Consider the following 17,611-nt stretch of genomic DNA (forward strand, 5'->3'; position numbering starts at 1 on the left):
GAATCCCCCGCGGAGCAGTCTGGGCCCCCGCGCCGGGCCGCGTGGCGGCTTCACCGAACCGTGATCGAGCGGACAGTGTCGGACGGCGACCGGGCCGGGGTCGGGCCGTGGTCGGGCCGGGGGCTGGGATGATCCGGGGCCTCGGCCACGGCATGATCCCGGGCATGCTCGGGCGCTGCTGGACCTCCGTGTCGATCCTGATCCTGGCCGTGGCCGGGCTGGCGGTGGTGGGGCCGGCCGGCCCCGCGGCCGCGGCCGCGGCCGACCCGGGTGGTCCGGGTGGTCCGGGTGGTCCGGGGGCGACGGTGCTCACGCTGAGCGCCCCCGCGCGGTACGCCGGCCGGCCGACCGAGCTGATCGCCACGCTCGCCTCCGCCGCGGACGGCTCCGCCGCGGACGGCAGCCCCGTGGCCGGCGCGCCGGTCACCCTCGAGCGGCGGGTCGGCGGCGCGTGGACGGCGGTGGCCACGGTGACCACCGACGCGACCGGCCGCGCCGCGGCGACGGCGGTGCTCGAACGGGACCCCGCCGACAACGTGTTCCGCGCCGGGTTCGCCGGCGACGCGACGTACGCCTCCGCGGCAGCGGGGCCGGTCACCGCGGCGCTGGTCCGGCACACCAGCAGGGTCCGCGTCCGCGGGCCGGAGCAGGTCGTCGACGAGCGGCGGGTGCCGGTCCGGGTGGTCTGGCGGACCGGGGCGGGCGAGGCGGTCGCCGCCCGGGTGCGGCTCTTCCGCAAGGTCCGCGGGGGAGCCTGGACGCTGGCGCGCACGCTGGTCACCGACGCCGAGGGGCGCGCCGAGGTGCTCGTGCGGCCGCGCCATGACACGGCCTGGCGGGCCACCGCCACCGGCACCCCCTGGGCGGGCCGCGCGACGAGCGCGGTGCACCGCATCGACAACGTCCCGCCCGGCGAGCCGGTCGTCCTGCCGCAGGGTGCGCCGCGGCCGCGGGTCACCCTGCCCCGCCAGGCGCGGGCCGCCGGCGCCGGCCCGCAGCTGCGGGTCGGCCCGATCCCCGACGGGGTCTGGCGCTCGATGGTGGGGCGCAGCTGGCGCCCCGGCTGCCCGGTCGGCCGCGCCGGCCTCCGCCTGGTCCGCGTCAACTACTGGGGGTACGACGGGTACCGCTACCGCGGCGAGGTGGTCGCCGCCGCCTCCGCGGCCGACCGGATCGGCCGCGCGCTGGCCGCCATGCACGAGCGGCGCTTCCCGATCCGCTCGATGTACCGCGTCGACCGGTTCGGCTGGTCCGAACGGCTCCAGGGCGCCGACGACTACGGGTCGATGGCGGCCGGCAACACCTCGGCCTTCAACTGCCGCTGGGTCGTGGGCCGCCCCGGCGTCCGCTCGCCGCACTCCTACGGCCGCTCCCTGGACGTCAACCCGTGGGAGAACCCCTACCGCGCCTCGCACGGCTGGACCCCGAACGGCTGGTGGGTCGGCCGCTCCCACCCCCGGGTCGCCTGGCGATCGCCCAGCCACCCGTTCGTCCGGCTGATGGCCGCCCACGGCCTGAGCTGGACCTACGGCCGCTCCGACAGCCACCACTTCGACGCCCGCGGCGGCACCGGCCGGGCCCTCCCGGCGCCCGTCGAGCGGGCCTGCGGCACGGCGGTGTGCCACTGATGGCCGGCACGACGGGGGCCTGCGTCTTCTGCGCGATCGTCGCGGGGGAGACCGAGGCCGACCGCGTGCTCGAGGACGACGACTTCGTCGCGTTCCTCGACCAGCGCCCGGTCTTCAAGGGCCACGTGCTGCTCGTCCCGCGCGAGCACGTCGTGACCCTGCCCGACCTGCCCGCCCCGCTGCGCGACCCCTTCCTCGCCCACGCCCAGCGGCTCGCGACCGCGGTCGTCGATGCGCTGGGCGCGCAGGGGTCGTTCGTGGCGATCAACAACGTGGTGAGCCAGTCCGTGCCGCACCTGCACCTGCACGTCGTGCCGCGCACCAAGGGCGACGGCCTGCGCGGGTTCTTCTGGCCACGGCACCGCTACGACGACCTCGCCGAGCGGGCGGCGTACGCCGCCAGGCTGCGTGCGGCCCTGGCCTGACCCCGTCCCTGGCCCTGTCGTAGCGTGTTGCTGTCCACCCCGGACACCAGTCACCGAGCATCAGGAGTGAGTCATGGGTCGATTCGACGGGCGTGTCGCCGTCGTCACCGGAGCCGCCCGCGGGATCGGGTTCGGCACCGCCACGCGCTTCGCCGAGGAGGGTGCGTCGGTCGCGATCATCGACCTCGACGAGTCCGCCGCGGCCGAGGCGGCAGCGAGGCTGCCGCTGGTCGAGGGCGCGAAGGCCGTCGGGATCGGCGCTGACGTCAGCAACGGCGCGTCCGTCGACGCCGCGGTCGAGCGGGTCGTGACCGAGCTGGGCGGGATCCACATCCTGGTCAACAACGCCGGGATCACCCGCGACAACCTGCTGTTCAAGATGTCCGAGGACGACTGGGACCTGGTCATGAACGTCCACCTCAAGGGTGCGTTCCTCATGACCAAGGCCGCTCAGAAGCACTTCGTGGAGCAGAAGTACGGCAAGATCGTGAACCTCTCCAGCGTCTCGGCGCTGGGCAACCGCGGCCAGGCCAACTACTCCGCGGCGAAGATGGGCGTGCAGGGCTTCACCCGCACCCTGGGCATCGAGCTCGGCCCGTTCGGGATCAACGCCAACGCCGTCGCGCCGGGCTTCATCGCCACCGAGATGACCGACGCCACCGCCGCCCGGCTGAAGATGGACGTCGAGGAGTTCCGCAAGCTCAACGCCGAGGCCAACCCGGTGCGCCGGGTCGGTTTCCCCGAGGACATCGCGGCCGCGGTGGCGTTCCTGGCCTCCGACGAGGCCTCCTACATCACCGGCCAGACCCTGTACGTCGACGGCGGCGCCAAGCTCGGCTGACCCGCCACCGGCGGGGAGACGTCGCGCCCGACGCCTCCCCGCCCCTGGCGCGCCTCCGCGCCCGCCGTCCCGCTGCGCCCCACACTGGAGCGCGTCGCTCTTAGTCGATCGATCCACTAGTCAATCCCCACCTGCATTGGAGCCCGCCGTGCGCCGCACCCGGTCCCGCGCCCTCGTCACCACCCTCGCCGCGACCGCCCTCGTCCTGTCCGCCTGTGGCGGCGGCGGGGGTTCGGAGGAGGACGGCGGCACCGACCCGCAGGAGACCAGCGCGGGCTCCACCCTCGCCTCGACCTGGCCGCTGACCGGGCTCCCGGTCAAGGGCGACGACTCCGCCACCCAGGACCACCCGGTGCTGGTGCTGAAGATGGACAACACCTCCTCCAGCGCCCCCCAGGTCGGCCTCGGCTCCGCCGACCTGGTCGTCGAGGAGCTCGTGGAGGGCGGGATGACCCGCCTCGCGGCCTTCTACTACTCCGAGATCCCCGACGACGCCGGGCCGGTCCGCTCCATGCGGGCCAGCGACATCGGCATCGTCAGCCCGGCCGACGCCGCGATGGTGACCAGCGGCGCGGCCCCGATCACCATCAAGCGGATCAAGGGCGCAGGCATCGAGTTCTTCGGCGAGGGAGCCAAGGGCTTCTACCGCGCGAGCGGCCGCAGCGCGCCGTACAACCTGTTCACCGACATGACCGAGACCGCGACCCTCACCGAGGGCGGCGACCGCCCGGCGGACTACCTGTCGTGGGGCGCGCCCGAGGACCTGCCGAAGGGCAAGCCGGCGAGCAGCCTGGCTGCGAGCTTCGGCGGCGCCCACACCACCAGCTGGGTCTACCGCGACGGCGGCTACGTCAACGAGGGCAGCTACGCCGCCGACGGCGACGAGTTCCCCGCCGACTCCGTCCTGGTGCTGCGCGTGGAGGTCGGCGACGCCGGCTACGCCGACCCCGCCGGCAACCCCGTCCCCGAGACCAAGCTCGAGGGCAAGGGCGAGGCGATGCTCTTCCACGGCGGCCGGATGGTCCGCGGCACCTGGTCGAAGAAGGCCCTCGACGCCCCCATCGAGCTGTCGACCAAGCAGGGCGAGCTCACGGTCCCCGCCGGCCACACCTGGATCGAGCTGGTGCCGCGCGAGACCGGGAACGTGACCTTCAGCCGCTGACGCCTTTCCGGCCGGCCTTCAGGCCGGGTCGGTGGCGCCGGGCAGCGGCACGCCGGCGTCGGCGAGGGCCTGGAAGCCCTGGAGGATGAACGCGATCGCGGTCTGGACGCGCTCGGCGGCGGCGATTGGGTCCTCCGAGCTCGAGACGGACTCGCCGGCCGAGGACATCGCGCCGAAGAAGATCCGGGCGAAGGTCTGCAGCATGTCCTCGTCCAGCTCCCACGTGCCGGCGCTGAGCACCGCCCGGACGATGTCGAGGACGTTGGCGAACGTCGAGCGCTCCTCCTGCTCGCGGTAGCGCTCGTAGCCGAGGACCGAGGGGCCCTCCTGGATGACGATGCGGCGGTACCGCGGCTCCTGCACGACCGCGAGGAAGGCCTGCAGGCCGGCCAGCGCCTTCTCCCACGGGTCCTTCTTGCTGCGCAGCGCCTTCTGGATGGCGCGGGAGGAGTCGGTCTCCACCCGCTCGAAGACGGCCTCGAAGAGCGCCTGCTTGCCGCTGAAGTGGTGGTAGAGCGCGCCCTTGGTCACCTGCGCGCCGGCGACGATCGAGTCGAGCGAGGCCGCGGCGTACCCGAGATCGGTGAACAGCTCCTCCGCCACGTCGACCAGGGCCTTCTTGGTGGAGGCGGAGTACTGCTGGCGACGACTGGTGCCCGTGACGCCGGGGACCTTCGGCACCAGCTTGGAGACACGCGGCTTCGGGGGCATCCCGGCAGTTTAGGTGTGCCGTCGCCCGGGGTGGCGCGGATCACCCCCGGGGACCGTTGCATACCGCAGGTATGTGTTCGTACCTTGAGTACGTACTCACGGTATGTGAGCGCCCCGACGAGGAGCTGACCATGACCTGGACGTCCTTTCACCACCGCGGAGAGATCCTGCGCTCCGTCATCCGCATCGCCGACCGCCGCCGCGACGGCCTCCTGCCGATGGACCTGGCGGGGGTGCGCGAGACCTTCGGCGACGAGCTGGCGCTGTACGGCGCCCTGTCGCTGCGCTGGCACACCCGGCTGGCCGGCCGCATCGAGCGCGAGCTGATGCACCAGCCGCTGGACCTGGAGGGCGCGGTCATCACGGCGTGGCGGGCGATGGCCGAGGAGCTGCCGGGCATCCGCGCGATCCTCGACCACTACCGCGAGCAGCCGGTGGACGCCGCGATGGCCGAGGCGATCGCGAAGGCGACCCGCAAGGAGCACATCCTGCTCGCCATCATGGCCGGGCGCGCCAGCGTCCACGACAGCCGCGGCGCCGCCCTGGCCGCAGAGACCGGCGCCCGCATCGAGCAGCGCGCCCGGGCCCTCGACGCCGTGATCGCGGCGGCCCGTTCCTCCAGCGAGGTGCGCGAGGCCGGCCTCCGGCCCGCCCTGCGCCACCGCCTCGGCCGGCTCCGCGCGGCGCTCGCCGCCTGAGCGTCCCCGGGCGGCCGACGGCACCCCGGGCCGCCCCGGGTGTCGTACCCGTGCGAGATAGTGGAGACGTGAGCGAGCTGCGAGCGGGGATGTTGGTGGTGGCCACGCCTGCCCTGCTCGACCCCAACTTCGTCGACGCCGTCGTGCTCCTCCTCGACGCCGACGACGACGGCGCGCTCGGCGTGGTCGTCAACCGGCCCACGCCGGTCGCCGTCGCCGACGTCCTCGGCGCCTGGGCCGACGTCGTCGCCGAGCCCGAGGTGCTCTTCCAGGGCGGCCCGGTCGGCACGGAGGGCGCGCTGGCGGTGGCGCTGCTGCGCGACGCCGACGCCGCCCCGGTCGGCTTCCGGCCGGTCGAGGGCCGTCTGGGCCTGCTCGACCTCGACACGCCCGTCGAGCTCGTCGAGGACACCCTCGAGGGCCTGCGCATCTTCGCCGGGTACGCCGGGTGGGGCGCCGGCCAGCTCGAGGCGGAGGTCGCCGAGGGCAGCTGGTACGTCGTGCCGGGTGAGGTCGGCGACGTCTTCCGGGGCGACCCGACCGGCCTGGTGCGCGACGTGCTCCGCCGCCAGCCCGGGGAGCTGGCCTGGCACGCCACGCGACCGGTCGACCCCGACCTCAACTGACCCGCGAGTGGCCCTCCGGGGGGTCACCTGACGTAGTCTGGGTCCCGTGAGCCAGATCGGATTCGGGACCGGCACCGCCGTAGACGAGAGGGTCCGGGAGGACCGTCGCACCGTCCCCACCGACGACGGTGACCACGAGCGCTTCTCGCACTACGTCGAGAAGGACAAGCTCACCGAGGCGATGGTGATGGGCACCCCCGTCGTCGCCCTGTGCGGCAAGGTCTGGGTGCCGAGCCGCGCGCCGGAGAAGTTCCCGGTCTGCCCTGAGTGCAAGGAAGCCTGGGAGAGCATGCGCGGCGACGGCTCGGACGACGAGTGAGCGGACGGCACGACCGCCCGACCGCCCGCCAGACCAGCAGCACCGTCGAGGACCCGACGCTGGTGCCCGCCCTCAGCCCGGCGTGGCCCGAGCGGGCGGCGTGGGGCACGGCGCCCTCGCTGCGCGCCTGGCAGAAGGCGGCGATGGCCAAGTACTTCGCCGAGCAGCCGCGCGACTTCCTCGCCGTGGCGACCCCCGGCGCGGGAAAGACGACCTTCGCGCTGTCGGTGGCCGCCGAGCTGCTCGGCCGGCGCATCGTCGAGCGGATCATCGTGGTCGCCCCGACCGAGCACCTGAAGCTGCAGTGGGCCGAGGCCGCGGGCCGCGCGGGGATCCCCATCGACCCGACGTACGCCGCCGGCAAGGGCAAGACCTCCGGTGACTACGTCGGCGTCGCGGTGACGTACGCCGGCGTCTCGGTCAACCCGCTGGCGATGCGGATCCGGGCCGAGCGGTTCAAGACGCTGGTGATCCTCGACGAGGTCCACCACGCCGGCGACGCGCTGTCGTGGGGCGAGGGCGTCCGCGAGGCCTTCGAGCCCGCGGCGCGGCGCCTGGCGCTGACCGGCACGCCGTTCCGCTCCGACATCAACCCGATCCCGTTCGTCACCTACGCGCCGGGCCCCGACGGGATCCCGCGCTCGGTGGCCGACTACACCTACGGCTACGCCCACGCCCTGGCCGACCACGTCGTGCGGCCGGTGCTGTTCATGGCGTACTCCGGTGACATGCAGTGGCGCACCCGCGCCGGCGACGAGATCTCCGCGCGGCTCGGCGAGCCGCTGACCAAGGACCTCACCAACCAGGCCCTGCGCACCGCGCTGGACCCGCAGGGCTCGTGGATGCCCTCGGTGCTGGCTGCGGCCGACAAGCGGCTCTCGGAGGTACGTCGCCACGTGCCCGACGCCGGCGGCCTGGTCATCGCCACCGACCAGGACAGCGCCCGCGCCTACGCCAAGCTGCTCAAGCAGATCAGCGGGGAGTCCCCGACGGTCGTGCTCTCGGACGAGAAGCTGGCCTCGAAGAAGATCTCGGCCTTCACCGCCAGCGAGGACCGGTGGATGGTCGCGGTCCGGATGGTCTCCGAGGGCGTCGACGTCCCGCGGCTGGCCGTGGGCGTCTACGCGACCACGACCTCCACGCCGCTGTTCTTCGCCCAGGCCGTCGGCCGCTTCGTGCGCGCCCGGGCCCGCGGCGAGACCGCGTCGGTCTTCCTGCCCTCGGTGCCCTCGCTGCTCGGCTTCGCCTCCGAGATGGAGGTCGAGCGCGACCACGTCCTGGGCCGCAAGGTCTCCGACGAGGGCGACATCTTCGCTGCCGAGGACGAGCTGCTCGCCCGCGCCAACGAGAGCGAGTCCGCCTCGGCCGAGCTCGAGATGTCCTTTGAGGCGCTCGGCTCCGAGGCCCGCTTCGACCGGGTGCTCTTCGACGGCGGCGAGTGGGGCCACGCGGGGGAGGTGCACGTCGGGTCGGAGGAGGAGATGGACTTCCTCGGCATCCCCGGCCTGCTCGAGCCCGACCAGATGCGCGAGCTGCTGCGCCAGCGCCAGAGCGACCGCGCCCGCAAGCAGAAGGCGGTCGCCACCCCGGCCGAGGTCGCGGGCGACACGGTCGCGCAGCTGAGCACCCACGAGCAGCTCGCCGTGCTGCGCCGCGAGCTCAACGGGCTGGTCGCGGCCTGGCACCACCGCACCGGCCAGGCCCACGGCATCACCCACGCCGCGCTGCGCAAGGAGTGCGGCGGCCCGGCCGCCGCGGTCGCCAACGCCGAGCAGCTGCACGCCCGGATCGACCGGATCCGGGAGTGGGCCGCCACCCGCAAGAGCTCCTGAGTCCGGCCACCCCGGCGCCACCCGGTCCCTAGGCTGGGGGCGTGCCGGCCGAGATCTCCCAGACCCTCGACCGCGGCGTGCGGCTGCTCGGCCTGCTCGCCGCGGCGCCCGACGGGCTCACGGTGACCGAGACCGCCGCCCGCCTCGACGTGCCGCGCACCGTGGCGTACCGGCTCGTGAGCACCCTCGAGCAGCACGCCCTCGTCCGCCGCGACGGCCGCGGGCGGCTCCACGTCGGGCTCGGCGTGCTGCACCTGGCCTCCGCGGTGCAGCCGGTGCTGCGCGACCTGGCCGCGCCGGTGCTGCGCTCGCTCGCCGAGGCGGTCGGGTGCACCGCCCACCTGACGGTGGCCGAGGGGGAGGAGGCGCTGGCGCTGGCGGTCGTCGAGCCGTCGTGGACCGACTTCCACGTCGGCTACCGCGTCGGGTCGCGCCACCCGCTCGGCCAGGGTGCCGCCGGCCGCGCGATCCTGCTCGGCCGCGACCGCGACCCCGAGCGGCCGTCGTGGTGCGCGACCTCCGGGGAGCTCCAGGCCGGCGCCCGCGGTCTCGCCGCCCCGGTCCTCGGCGTCGACGGGCTCGAGGCGAGCGTCGGTATCGTCACCCTCGGCGACCTCGACGCCGACCGGGTCGGCCCGCGCGTCCTCGACGCCGCGCTCGAGGTGGCCGAGCGGCTACGGACGGCCTGAGCCTCGGCTGCCTGGACGTGGGGCGGCCGCCTCGACGTTTCATCGGCCGGCCGACGGAACTCCCGGTTGGCCGATGAAACTTCAGCGGCCAACCGCCAGCTTCATCGGCCGGCCGATGAACCTTCCGGCCGCCCGGCCGCCGCGAGCGCCAGCGGAAGGGTCCGGTACGCCACCTGGGTGGCCAGCGCGATGGTGGTCGAGCACCGGACGACCGCGTCGGAGGCGAGCACCGCGTCGATGACCCGCTGGAGGTCGGTGTTGGAGCGGGCCACGACCCGGGCGACCAGGTCGCCGGCGCCGGTGGTGGTGTGCGCCTCGAGCACCTCGGGGATCGTGGCGAGGTGCGCGGCGACGGCGTCGTGCCCGCCGGTGGTCCCGCCGGTGGTCCCGCTCGTGGTCGAGGCGTCGGACGGGGCCTGCTGGATCTCCAGGCTCAGGAACGCGGTGACGGGGTAGCCCAGCGCGGCCGGCTCGAGCTCGGGCCCCCAGCCGGTCACCACGCCGCGGGCGACCAGCCGGTCCAGCCGCGCCTGCACGGTGCCGCGGGCGACGCCGAGCCGCCGGGAGGCCTCGAGCACGCCGACCCGCGGCTCCTCGCGCAGCAGGGCGAGCAACCTGCCGTCCAGCTCGTCCACGTCGGCCCCTCCCGCTGGGCAGGTTGTCCACTCCTGCGGGCCACGATTGCACAGGTTGTGTGGCGCGGGCCACGCTGCGCGGCATGACGACCACCCAGGACAGCCCCACCACCGGCGGCGCGCTCACCGCCGACGAGCTCAAGGCCGACCTCACCCTCGAGCAGCTGCGCGAGCTGGTCGGCCTGGTCGAGTACGACGCGAGCCGCGACCCGTTCCCGGTGACCGCGATGGACGCGATCGGTTTCGTCGTCGGCAACGCGACCCAGGCCGCGGCCTGGTACCAGCTGGCGCTGGGCATGGACCTCGAGGCCTACCGCGGGCCGGAGACCGGGTGCCGCGACTCGAAGTCCTACGTGCTCCGCTCGGGCAGCGCCCGCTTCGTGCTCACCGGCGGCGTGACCCCCGACAGCCCCGTGCTCGACCACCACCGGCGCCACGGAGACGGCGTGGTCGACCTCGCGCTGGAGGTGCCCGACGTGGACGCCTGCATCGAGCACGCGCGGGCCTCCGGCGCGACCGTGCTGGTCGAGCCCCACGACGAGTCCGACGAGCACGGCACCGTGCGGATCGCGGCGATCGCGACGTACGGCGAGACCCGCCACACCCTCGTCGACCGCTCGCGGTACGCCGGCCCCTACCTGCCCGGGTACGTCGCCCGCACCTCGACGCTGGTCCGGCCCGAGGGTCACCCGAAGCGGCTGTTCCAGGCCGTCGACCACTGCGTCGGCAACGTCGAGCTCGGCCGGATGGATGCGTGGGTGGACTTCTACCACCGGGTGATGGGCTTCGCGAACATGGCCGAGTTCATCGGCGACGACATCGCCACCGACTACTCCGCGCTGATGTCGAAGGTCGTGGCGAGCGGCAACCACCGGGTGAAGTTCCCGCTGAACGAGCCGGCGATCGCCAAGAAGCGCTCCCAGATCGATGAGTACCTCGAGTTCTACGACGGCGCCGGCTGCCAGCACATCGCGCTCGCGACCAACGACATCCTGCGCACCGTCGACGTCATGCGCGCCCACGGCGTGGAGTTCCTCGACACCCCCGACTCCTACTACGACGACCCCGAGCTGCGGGCCCGGATCGGGGAGGTGCGGGTGCCGATCGAGGAGCTCAAGGCGCGCCGGATCCTGGTGGACCGCGACGAGGACGGCTACCTGCTGCAGATCTTCACCAAGCCGGTCGGCGACCGCCCGACGGTCTTCTTCGAGCTCATCGAGCGGCACGGCTCGCTGGGGTTCGGCAAGGGCAACTTCAAGGCGCTCTTCGAGGCCATCGAGCGCGAGCAGGAGGCACGCGGCAACCTGTGACGCGATGGGGGAGCGGCCGGGTCGACAGGGTGGGCAGGATGGGCGCGTGACGACGTACCTCGCCTTCCTGCGCGCGATCAACCTGGGCGCGAAGCGGAAGTTCCCCAAGGACGACATCGTGGCCGCGGTCGAGGGCCTCGGGTGGACCGACGTCCGCACGCACATCAACACCGGCAACGTCCGCTTCGACTGCCCGCTGCGCTCGCGCGCGAAGGTGGAGGCGGCCCTGGAGCAGGCGTTCGCGGAGCGCGCCGGCTTCGAGGTGCCGACGATCGTGCTCACCCCGGCCGAGCTGCGCGAGGTGGCCGAGCGGGCCGAGGCCTTCGGCCACGACGGCGCGCACTACGTCTCCTTCCTCAAGCAGGAGCCCTCGCCGGAGGTCGTCCGGCGCGTGGAGGAGCTGAGCTCGGCCGAGGCGGTCGCGAAGGTGGGCGGGCGCGCCGTCCACCTCATGCTCGACACGGCCTACCACCAGACCCGGCTCGGCAACGCCACCGTCGAGAAGCACCTCGGCGTCGCCACCAACCGCAACCTGACGGTCGTGCGGACGCTCGTCGAGAAGTGGTGCTGAGGGGCGCGCGGCGCGGTCAGCCGACCGGCGCGGCGCCGACGGTCCCCGGGGCCGCGGCCCGCGGCAGGGTGCGCACCGCGCGCGAGGTGAGCACCAGGGCGACGACCACGAGGTAGACCAGCCCCGCGACGAGGATCGTCTGCTGGAGCCCGAACACCACGGCGAGGGGACCGAACGCCAGCTGGCCCACCGGGATCGCGACGAACGAGCCCAGGGCGTCGTACGAGTAGGCGCGGGAGAGCATGTCGTCGGCGATGTTCTCCTGCATGGCGAGGTTCCAGCCCAGGGAGAAGACCTCCACGCCCATGCCGCCGACGAACGCCGCGGCGATGACGACCGCGGTCTCGGTCGTGGTCCCGAGGGCGACCATCGGCAGGCCGTAGAGACCCATCCCGAGCATGCCCCAGAGCAGGGGCCGCTGGAGGCGCACCCGGGAGAGCACCAGGCCCATCACGAGGAAGCCGGCCGCCTCGGCGGAGAGGATCAGGCCCCAGCCGTGCTCGCCGATCGCGCTGCCCTTGGCCAGCACCGGCCCGAGGGTGTTGAACGCGCCCTGCTCGAGGGCGTTGAGCACCATGAAGCCCAGGACGACCACCCACAGCCAGCGGGTGCCGGTGAAGACCTGCCAGCCCTCGCGGAGCTCGGGGAGCATCGACTCCTGCTCGCCGATCCGCTCCCGGGGCGGGATCCGCGCGCCGAGCAGCAGTGCCGCGGCGAGGAGGTACGTCGCCCCGTCGACCGCCAGCGCCCAGCCCGGCCCGACGGCGACGACGAGGACGCCGGCGACCGAGGGCCCGAGGATCGTCATCGAGCTGCGCATCAGCGAGAGCAGCACGTTGGCCGGCTGGAGCTGGTCGCGGGGGACGAGCGCCGGGACGATGCCCGCGAGCGCCGGCATGCTGATCGAGGCGACCGTGCCGTTGAGGGCGGTCAGCACGACGAGGTGCCAGATCTCGGCGGCGCCGCTGATGACCAGCGCCGCGATCGCCAGCTGGGTCAGGCCGGCGAGGACGTTGCAGGCCTGGATGACGCGGGTGCGCCCGAACCGGTCGGCGATCACCCCGCCGGCGAGCAGGAAGACCGCCATCGGGATCGAGTGCGCTGCCAGCACGGTGCCCAGGGCGGTGGGGGAGTCGCTGACCTCGAGGACCGCGAAGACCAGCGAGATGCCGGCCATCGTGGTGCCGACCAGGTTGACCGAGCGGCTGAGGAAGTAGAAGCGGAAGCTGCGCTCGCGCAGCGGATCGAGCATCCCCGGCCGGTCGCTCACGACTCCATCCCGAACGCCGCGATGGTCAGCGCGACCTTGCTCGTGCCCTCGGTGCGGGGCGGCTGGGCGTGCTCGTGGACCAGCGCGGCGGCCTGCTCGACGAGCGCCAGCGCCTCGGCCCAGACCTCGTCGCTCACCCACAGCTCGGCGTCGCAGAGCTGCGCGCGGCCGCGGCGGCGCGACCCCCAGCGGCGTACCAGCTCCTGGGTCATCGCCCGGACCTCGATCGCGCGGGTCTGCCGGTCCTCCGGCTCCTCGGTGGACTGGCCCCTCCGCCAGGGGTGGCGGTAGCGCTTGGCGGTCCCACCGCGGACCCGCACCTCGCCGGCCTCCTCCACCTCGCCGGCCCGGGCCAGCACGCGCAGGTGGTACGACGCGTTGGCGTGGGTGATGCCGAGCTCGCGCGCCACCTCGGCGGCGCTCATCTCGGCCCCGGTCAGCAGCGACAGCATCTGCAGCCGCAGCGGGTGCGCGGTTGCCCGCAGTGCCTGGACCGGCTCGTCCATGGTGACCTCCCAAGGCTCATTGGGGAGTCTGGTGCATCATCGAATCCACCGTCAAGCACTTGTTGGGGGGTCGGCTGCGGCGGGTCATGTAACGCACCGTTCGCTGCTCTTCCTGCACGTTGCAGCGTGCAGGTAGATGGGCGAACGGTGCGTTACAGCGGCGAACGGTGCGTTACATGACCGGCGGTGCGGCGGTGGAGCCCCGGCGGATCACTCCCCGCGGAAGACGGGCGGACGGCGCTCGGCGAAGGCGACGACACCCTCGACGACGTCGGCGGTGCGGAGCAGGACCGTCTGGCCGGACTTCTCGCGCTCGAGGGCGGGCTCGAGCTGGGTGAGGGTGGCGGCGTTCACGGCCTTCTTGCTGGCGGCCAGCGCGAGCGGCGGACCGGCGGCGAGGCGGGCGACGAGGGCGTCGACCTCGGCGGCGAAGGAGTCGTCGGGCGCGAGGTGGCTGACCAGCCCCACGTCGTACGCCGTGCGGGCCGGCAGGGGCTCGGCGAGCAGCGCCATCCGCATCGCCCGGGCCCGGCCGATCGCGGCCGCGACGGTCGCGGACGCGCCACCGTCGACCATCAGCCCGATGTTGGCGAAGGGCAGCAGGAACGAGGCCGACTCCGCGGCGACGACCAGGTCGCAGGCCAGCGCGGCCGAGCAGCTGACCCCGGCCGCGACGCCGTTGACCGCGGCCACGACCGGCTTGTCGCAGGTGGTGATCGCGCGGATCCACCGGTTCGCGGTGTCCATCGAGGTCTCGTCGATCGTGTACTTCCCGGAGATGTCCGCGCCGGTGCTGAACGCCCGGCCGGTCCCGGTCAGCACCACGACCCGGACGTCGTCGCGGGCCGTCGCGCGCTCGATCTCGGCGGCCATCAGCGAGGGCATGTCGGGGGTGAGGGCGTTGAGCGCCCGCGGGCGGTCCATCGTCAGCCGCAGCACGCCGTCGGCGACCTCGACGCGGACCTCGGGGGAGGGGGAGTCCGGCGACCCAGTCGACTCAGGCAACCTCGACACCCGCCCCACGCATCTCGCCGAGCGCCGCCTCGGTGGTGGCGGGCGCGACGCCCGCGCACAGGTCGAGCAGCACCCGCGTGGCGAAGCCTGCCGCGGCGGCGTCCAGCGCCGTGGCGCGCACGCAGTGGTCGGTCGCGATCCCGCAGACGTCGACCTCGCTGACCCCGCGCTCGCGCAGCCAGTCCGCGAGGCCCGGGCCGTCCTCGGCGCGCCCCTCGAAGCCGGAGTACGCCGCCGCGTGCTCGCCCTTGCGGAAGACCGCCTCGAAGCCGCTCGCGTCCAGCTCGGGGTGGAACTCCTCGCCGGTGGTGCCGACCTCGCAGTGCACCGGCCAGGAGTCCACGAAGTCGGGGTCGCTCGACCAGTGGTCGCCCGGATCGCGGTGGTGGTCCTTGGTGGCGACCACGTGCGCCCAGTCCCCACGCCGCGCGCGGAGCAGCGTGGTCACGTCGCGCGCGACCTGCGCGCCGCCGACCACGGGCAGCGAGCCGCCCTCGCAGAAGTCGTTCTGGATGTCGACGACGAGCAGTGCACGGGCCATGGCGCGAGGCTAGTCGAGACGGATCGTGGGGATCACCGGCTCGCCGCGCGACATCTGCTGGGCGGCGAGCGGGAGCTCGGCCCGCGAGCGCAGGTGCCGCTCGCGGGCGGCCTCGAGCGGCTCGCGGCCGACGACCTCGCCGTCGCGCACGAGCGGGACGAGCAGCTCGCGGTCGTCGCCGTCGTTCGCGGGCACCTGCCCGGTGCCGACGACCTCGGCCTCGGCGGTGCCGGACCGGCCGCGGCGGCGCAGGGCGTACTTGCGGCCGCCGTAGGAGATCTTGTCGGTGCTGCGCTTGGCCACCGGCACCATCGCGCCGTCCTCGCCCTCGCGGGCCACCAGCTTGTAGACGAACCCACTGGTCGGGTGCCCCGAGCCGGTGACCAGCTGGGTGCCGACGCCGTACCCGTCGACCGGCGCCGCGGCGAGCGCCGCGATGGCGTACTCGTCGAGGTCGCTGGTGACGATGATCCGGGTGCCCGTCGCGCCGAGGGAGTCGAGCTGGTCGCGGACCTGCTGGGCCAGCGAGCCCAGGTCGCCGGAGTCCAGCCGCACCGCGCCGAGCCCCGGCCCCGCGACCTCCACACCGACCCGGACCGCCTCGGCGATGTCGTAGGTGTCGATGAGCAGGGTGGTGCCCGCCCCGAGGCTGGCGACCTGTGCGCGGAACGCGTCGGCCTCGGTGTCGTGCAGCAGCGTGAAGCTGTGCGCCGAGGTGCCCGAGGTGGGCACGCCGTACCGCTGCCGGGCGGCGAGGTTGGAGGTGCCGGCGAAGCCGGCGACGTACGCCGCCCGCGCGGCCGCCACCGCGGCCTCCTCGTGGGTGCGCCGCGAGCCCATCTCCAGGCACGGCCGCTCGCAGGAGACCATCGTCATCCGCGAGGCCGCCGAGGCGATCGCGGAGTCGTGGTTGTAGATCGAGAGCAGCAGCGTCTCCAGCAGCACCGCCTCGGCGAAGGTCGACTCCACGACGACCAGGGGGGAGTGCGGGAAGTACGTCTCGCCCTCGGGGTAGCCCCACACGTCGCCGGAGAACCGGTACGACGCCAGCCACTCCCGGGTCGGCTCGTCGACCACGTCCTCGAGCACCGCGAGCACCTCGGCGTCGAACCGGAACGCCTCGAGCGCGTCGAGCGCCCGGCCCACGCCGGCCACGACGCCGTACCGCCGGCCCTCCGGCAGGCGCCGGGGGAACAGCTCGAAGACCGAGCGTCGGTCGGCCGTCCCCGCCGCGAGCGCGGCCTGGAGCATCGTCAGCTCGTAGTGGTCGGTGAGCAGCGCCGTCGAGGGGGCCGTCGAGGGGGCCGTCGAGGGGGCGGTCGAGCCGGCTGTCGAGGGGGTCACGTGACTAGGGTGCCCGCTTCGCTGTGACACCATGGACGGGTGTCCGCCGCCAGTCCTGTCGAGGTCGAGCCGACCACCACCCCCGACGAGATCACGTTCCTTGCGAAGCCGTGGGTCACGATCGTGTGGAACGACCCGGTCAACCTGATGTCCTACGTGACCTACGTCTTCCAGAAGTACTTCGGCTACGACAAGGCCAAGGCCGAGAAGCTGATGATGGAGGTCCACGAGGACGGCCGGTCGGTCGTCAGCTCGGGGACCCGCGAGGAGATGGAGCGCGACGTGCAGGCGATGCACGAGTACGGGCTGTGGGCGACGATGGACCGCTCGGAGTGAGCGGCTTCGCACGGCACCGTCGCAGCGGGCGGATCATCGCCAACTTCACCGGCTTCGAGGCCGACCTGCTGCGCTCGCTGGCCTCCCAGCTCGTCGAGCTGCTCCGCAACGAGGCGGCCGTCCCGCAGGACGACCAGGACCCGTTCGAGGCGATGATGGACTTCTCCGGGCCGACCGTCGAGCCGGAGGACCCGGTGCTCGCGCGGCTGTTCCCGACCGCCTACCGCGACGACCCCGAGGCGGCCGGCGAGTTCCGCCGCTACACCGAGGGCACGCTGCGCGACGGCAAGGCCCGCGCCGCCGCGACGATCATCGACGCCCTCGAGGAGGCCGGCCTCCCCGACGAGCTCACCGAGGACGGGTTGATGATCGACGTCGAGCTCGACGAGCCGACGGCCGAGACCTGGATGCGCTCCTTCACCGACATCCGGCTCGCCCTGGCCACCCGCCTCGGCGTCGAGGACGGCGACGAGGAGTACTGGTACGCCCTGCCCGACGACGACCCGCGCGCGCAGGCCCACGACATCTACGAGTGGGTCGGCTACCTCCAGGAGACGCTCGTCGAGGCGCTGACCGCGCGGCGCTGACGGCCGGCTGACGGCCGGCTGGCTGCGCGGGCTCCCGGCTGGGAGACTCGCCCGCGTGCCGATCCCACCCTTCGTCGTCGAGCTCCGCGCGCTGGTCGGCACCCGTGAGCTGTGGCTGCCGGCGGTCACTGCGGTCGTACGCCGCGGCGACGACATCCTGCTGACCGAGCGCGTCGACAACGGCCGCTGGGCGCCGGTGACCGGCATCGTCGACCCCGGCGAGGAGCCGGCCGTCGCGGCCCGGCGCGAGGCGCTCGAGGAGGCCGGCGTCGAGATCACCGTCGACCGGCTCGCCGCCGTCAGCGTCAGCCCGAGGATCACCCACCCCAACGGCGACCAGGGGGTCTACCTCGACATCACCTTCGCCTGCTCGTGGGTCTCCGGCGAGCCGTACCCGGCCGACGACGAGAACACCGACGTCCGCTGGTGGCCGATCCGCGACCTCCCGCCCATGCAGGACTGGATGCGCGCCCGCATCGATGCCGGCCTCTCCGACGAGGTCGCCGCCCGGTTCCTCACCTGAGCCGACCCGCCGGCGGGGTAGTCACGGACCAGAACGTCCGTGA

The 17,611-nt window shown here is 73.8% G+C and carries 21 protein-coding genes; 14 read left to right on the forward strand and 7 right to left on the reverse strand.

Translation table 11 applies throughout. The annotated features are described in order from the left end of the window. Positions 1-128: 128 nt before the first annotated feature. The 4 genes from HPC71_RS05730 (at position 129) to HPC71_RS05745 (ending at position 4,056) form a co-directional block, all read left to right on the forward strand. Positions 129-1,628, forward strand: a complete 1,500-nt coding sequence (locus HPC71_RS05730) for a M15 family metallopeptidase (RefSeq protein WP_154616733.1) — start codon at positions 129-131, stop codon at positions 1,626-1,628. After that, entirely contained in the window at positions 1,628-2,053 is a 426-nt protein-coding gene (locus tag HPC71_RS05735) for an HIT family protein (RefSeq protein ID WP_154616732.1), read from the forward strand. The genes HPC71_RS05730 and HPC71_RS05735 overlap by 1 nt, the downstream gene beginning before the upstream one ends. A 73-nt stretch (positions 2,054-2,126) precedes the next feature. Further along, a complete protein-coding gene (locus HPC71_RS05740) occupies positions 2,127-2,894 on the forward strand; it encodes an SDR family NAD(P)-dependent oxidoreductase (protein WP_154616731.1) in 768 nt (255 codons plus the stop codon). Between the two features lie 148 nt (positions 2,895-3,042). Then, a complete protein-coding gene (locus HPC71_RS05745) occupies positions 3,043-4,056 on the forward strand; it encodes a DUF3048 domain-containing protein (RefSeq protein WP_171896278.1) in 1,014 nt (337 codons plus the stop codon). An 18-nt stretch (positions 4,057-4,074) separates the two neighbouring features. Here HPC71_RS05745 and HPC71_RS05750 read toward each other — a convergent pair whose 3' ends face one another. Further along, positions 4,075-4,767, reverse strand: a complete 693-nt coding sequence (locus HPC71_RS05750; RefSeq protein ID WP_154616729.1) for a TetR/AcrR family transcriptional regulator — start codon at positions 4,765-4,767, stop codon at positions 4,075-4,077. A 131-nt stretch (positions 4,768-4,898) separates the two neighbouring features. On the opposite strand from HPC71_RS05750, the gene HPC71_RS05755 reads away from it, so the two are divergent. The 5 genes from HPC71_RS05755 to HPC71_RS05775 all read left to right on the forward strand — a co-directional run bounded on the left by HPC71_RS05755 (position 4,899) and on the right by HPC71_RS05775 (position 8,931). After that, entirely contained in the window at positions 4,899-5,465 is a 567-nt protein-coding gene (locus tag HPC71_RS05755) for a hypothetical protein (RefSeq protein ID WP_154616728.1), read from the forward strand. A 68-nt stretch (positions 5,466-5,533) separates the two neighbouring features. Beyond that, positions 5,534-6,091 carry a YqgE/AlgH family protein gene (locus tag HPC71_RS05760; protein ID WP_257866251.1) on the forward strand — a complete coding sequence of 186 codons (558 nt, stop codon included), beginning with the start codon at positions 5,534-5,536 and terminating at the stop codon, positions 6,089-6,091. A gap of 46 nt (positions 6,092-6,137) precedes the next feature. Beyond that, the gene (locus HPC71_RS05765) at positions 6,138-6,410 is read left to right on the forward strand and encodes a DUF3039 domain-containing protein (RefSeq protein ID WP_171896282.1); all 273 of its coding nucleotides are present in this window, start codon (positions 6,138-6,140) and stop codon (positions 6,408-6,410) included. Between the two features lie 143 nt (positions 6,411-6,553). Then, the gene (locus HPC71_RS05770) at positions 6,554-8,242 is read left to right on the forward strand and encodes a DEAD/DEAH box helicase (protein WP_230084614.1); all 1,689 of its coding nucleotides are present in this window, start codon (positions 6,554-6,556) and stop codon (positions 8,240-8,242) included. A gap of 41 nt (positions 8,243-8,283) precedes the next feature. Beyond that, complete coding sequence (locus HPC71_RS05775; protein ID WP_171896283.1) at positions 8,284-8,931, forward strand: IclR family transcriptional regulator; 648 nt, start codon at positions 8,284-8,286, stop codon at positions 8,929-8,931. A 101-nt stretch (positions 8,932-9,032) separates the two neighbouring features. On the opposite strand, the gene HPC71_RS05780 is transcribed toward HPC71_RS05775, so the two are convergent. Then, complete coding sequence (locus HPC71_RS05780) at positions 9,033-9,566, reverse strand: Lrp/AsnC family transcriptional regulator (RefSeq protein WP_171896285.1); 534 nt, start codon at positions 9,564-9,566, stop codon at positions 9,033-9,035. A gap of 83 nt (positions 9,567-9,649) precedes the next feature. Here HPC71_RS05780 and hppD point away from each other — a divergent pair, with 83 nt between their 5' ends. Together hppD and HPC71_RS05790 are read left to right on the forward strand one after the other, a co-directional pair. After that, complete coding sequence (hppD, locus tag HPC71_RS05785; protein ID WP_154616725.1) at positions 9,650-10,876, forward strand: 4-hydroxyphenylpyruvate dioxygenase; 1,227 nt, start codon at positions 9,650-9,652, stop codon at positions 10,874-10,876. A 46-nt stretch (positions 10,877-10,922) separates the two neighbouring features. Then, positions 10,923-11,447 (forward strand): DUF1697 domain-containing protein, encoded by a 525-nt coding sequence (locus tag HPC71_RS05790; RefSeq protein ID WP_253943914.1) that lies wholly within the window; start codon positions 10,923-10,925, stop codon positions 11,445-11,447. A gap of 16 nt (positions 11,448-11,463) precedes the next feature. Here HPC71_RS05790 and HPC71_RS05795 read toward each other — a convergent pair whose 3' ends face one another. From HPC71_RS05795 to HPC71_RS05815, 5 genes are all read right to left on the reverse strand, one after another. Then, positions 11,464-12,717, reverse strand: a complete 1,254-nt coding sequence (locus HPC71_RS05795; protein ID WP_253943915.1) for an MFS transporter — start codon at positions 12,715-12,717, stop codon at positions 11,464-11,466. After that, positions 12,714-13,223 (reverse strand): ArsR/SmtB family transcription factor, encoded by a 510-nt coding sequence (locus HPC71_RS05800; protein WP_154616723.1) that lies wholly within the window; start codon positions 13,221-13,223, stop codon positions 12,714-12,716. The genes HPC71_RS05795 and HPC71_RS05800 overlap by 4 nt, the downstream gene beginning before the upstream one ends. A 210-nt stretch (positions 13,224-13,433) precedes the next feature. After that, positions 13,434-14,228 (reverse strand): enoyl-CoA hydratase-related protein, encoded by a 795-nt coding sequence (locus HPC71_RS05805; RefSeq protein ID WP_230084594.1) that lies wholly within the window; start codon positions 14,226-14,228, stop codon positions 13,434-13,436. Then, the gene (locus HPC71_RS05810; protein WP_154616722.1) at positions 14,221-14,778 is read right to left on the reverse strand and encodes an isochorismatase family protein; all 558 of its coding nucleotides are present in this window, start codon (positions 14,776-14,778) and stop codon (positions 14,221-14,223) included. Before HPC71_RS05810 ends, HPC71_RS05805 begins: the two co-directional genes overlap by 8 nt. Positions 14,779-14,787: 9 nt before the next feature. Further along, the gene (locus HPC71_RS05815) at positions 14,788-16,122 is read right to left on the reverse strand and encodes a nicotinate phosphoribosyltransferase (protein WP_257866250.1); all 1,335 of its coding nucleotides are present in this window, start codon (positions 16,120-16,122) and stop codon (positions 14,788-14,790) included. A 39-nt stretch (positions 16,123-16,161) separates the two neighbouring features. Here HPC71_RS05815 and clpS point away from each other — a divergent pair, with 39 nt between their 5' ends. The 3 genes from clpS to HPC71_RS05830 are packed head-to-tail and all read left to right on the forward strand — an operon-like array spanning position 16,162 to position 17,568. Then, complete coding sequence (clpS, locus tag HPC71_RS05820; RefSeq protein ID WP_171896287.1) at positions 16,162-16,458, forward strand: ATP-dependent Clp protease adapter ClpS; 297 nt, start codon at positions 16,162-16,164, stop codon at positions 16,456-16,458. Beyond that, complete coding sequence (locus tag HPC71_RS05825; RefSeq protein ID WP_171896288.1) at positions 16,455-17,045, forward strand: DUF2017 domain-containing protein; 591 nt, start codon at positions 16,455-16,457, stop codon at positions 17,043-17,045. Before clpS ends, HPC71_RS05825 begins: the two co-directional genes overlap by 4 nt. Before the next feature lie 55 nt (positions 17,046-17,100). Then, on the forward strand, positions 17,101-17,568 hold the full coding sequence (locus HPC71_RS05830) for an NUDIX hydrolase (protein WP_171896290.1): 468 nt from the start codon (positions 17,101-17,103) through the stop codon (positions 17,566-17,568). The last annotated feature ends 43 nt before the right edge of the window (positions 17,569-17,611 follow it).

The organism is Nocardioides marmotae, assembly GCF_013177455.1.
GTDB classification, from domain to species: Bacteria; Actinomycetota; Actinomycetes; order Propionibacteriales; family Nocardioidaceae; genus Nocardioides; species Nocardioides marmotae.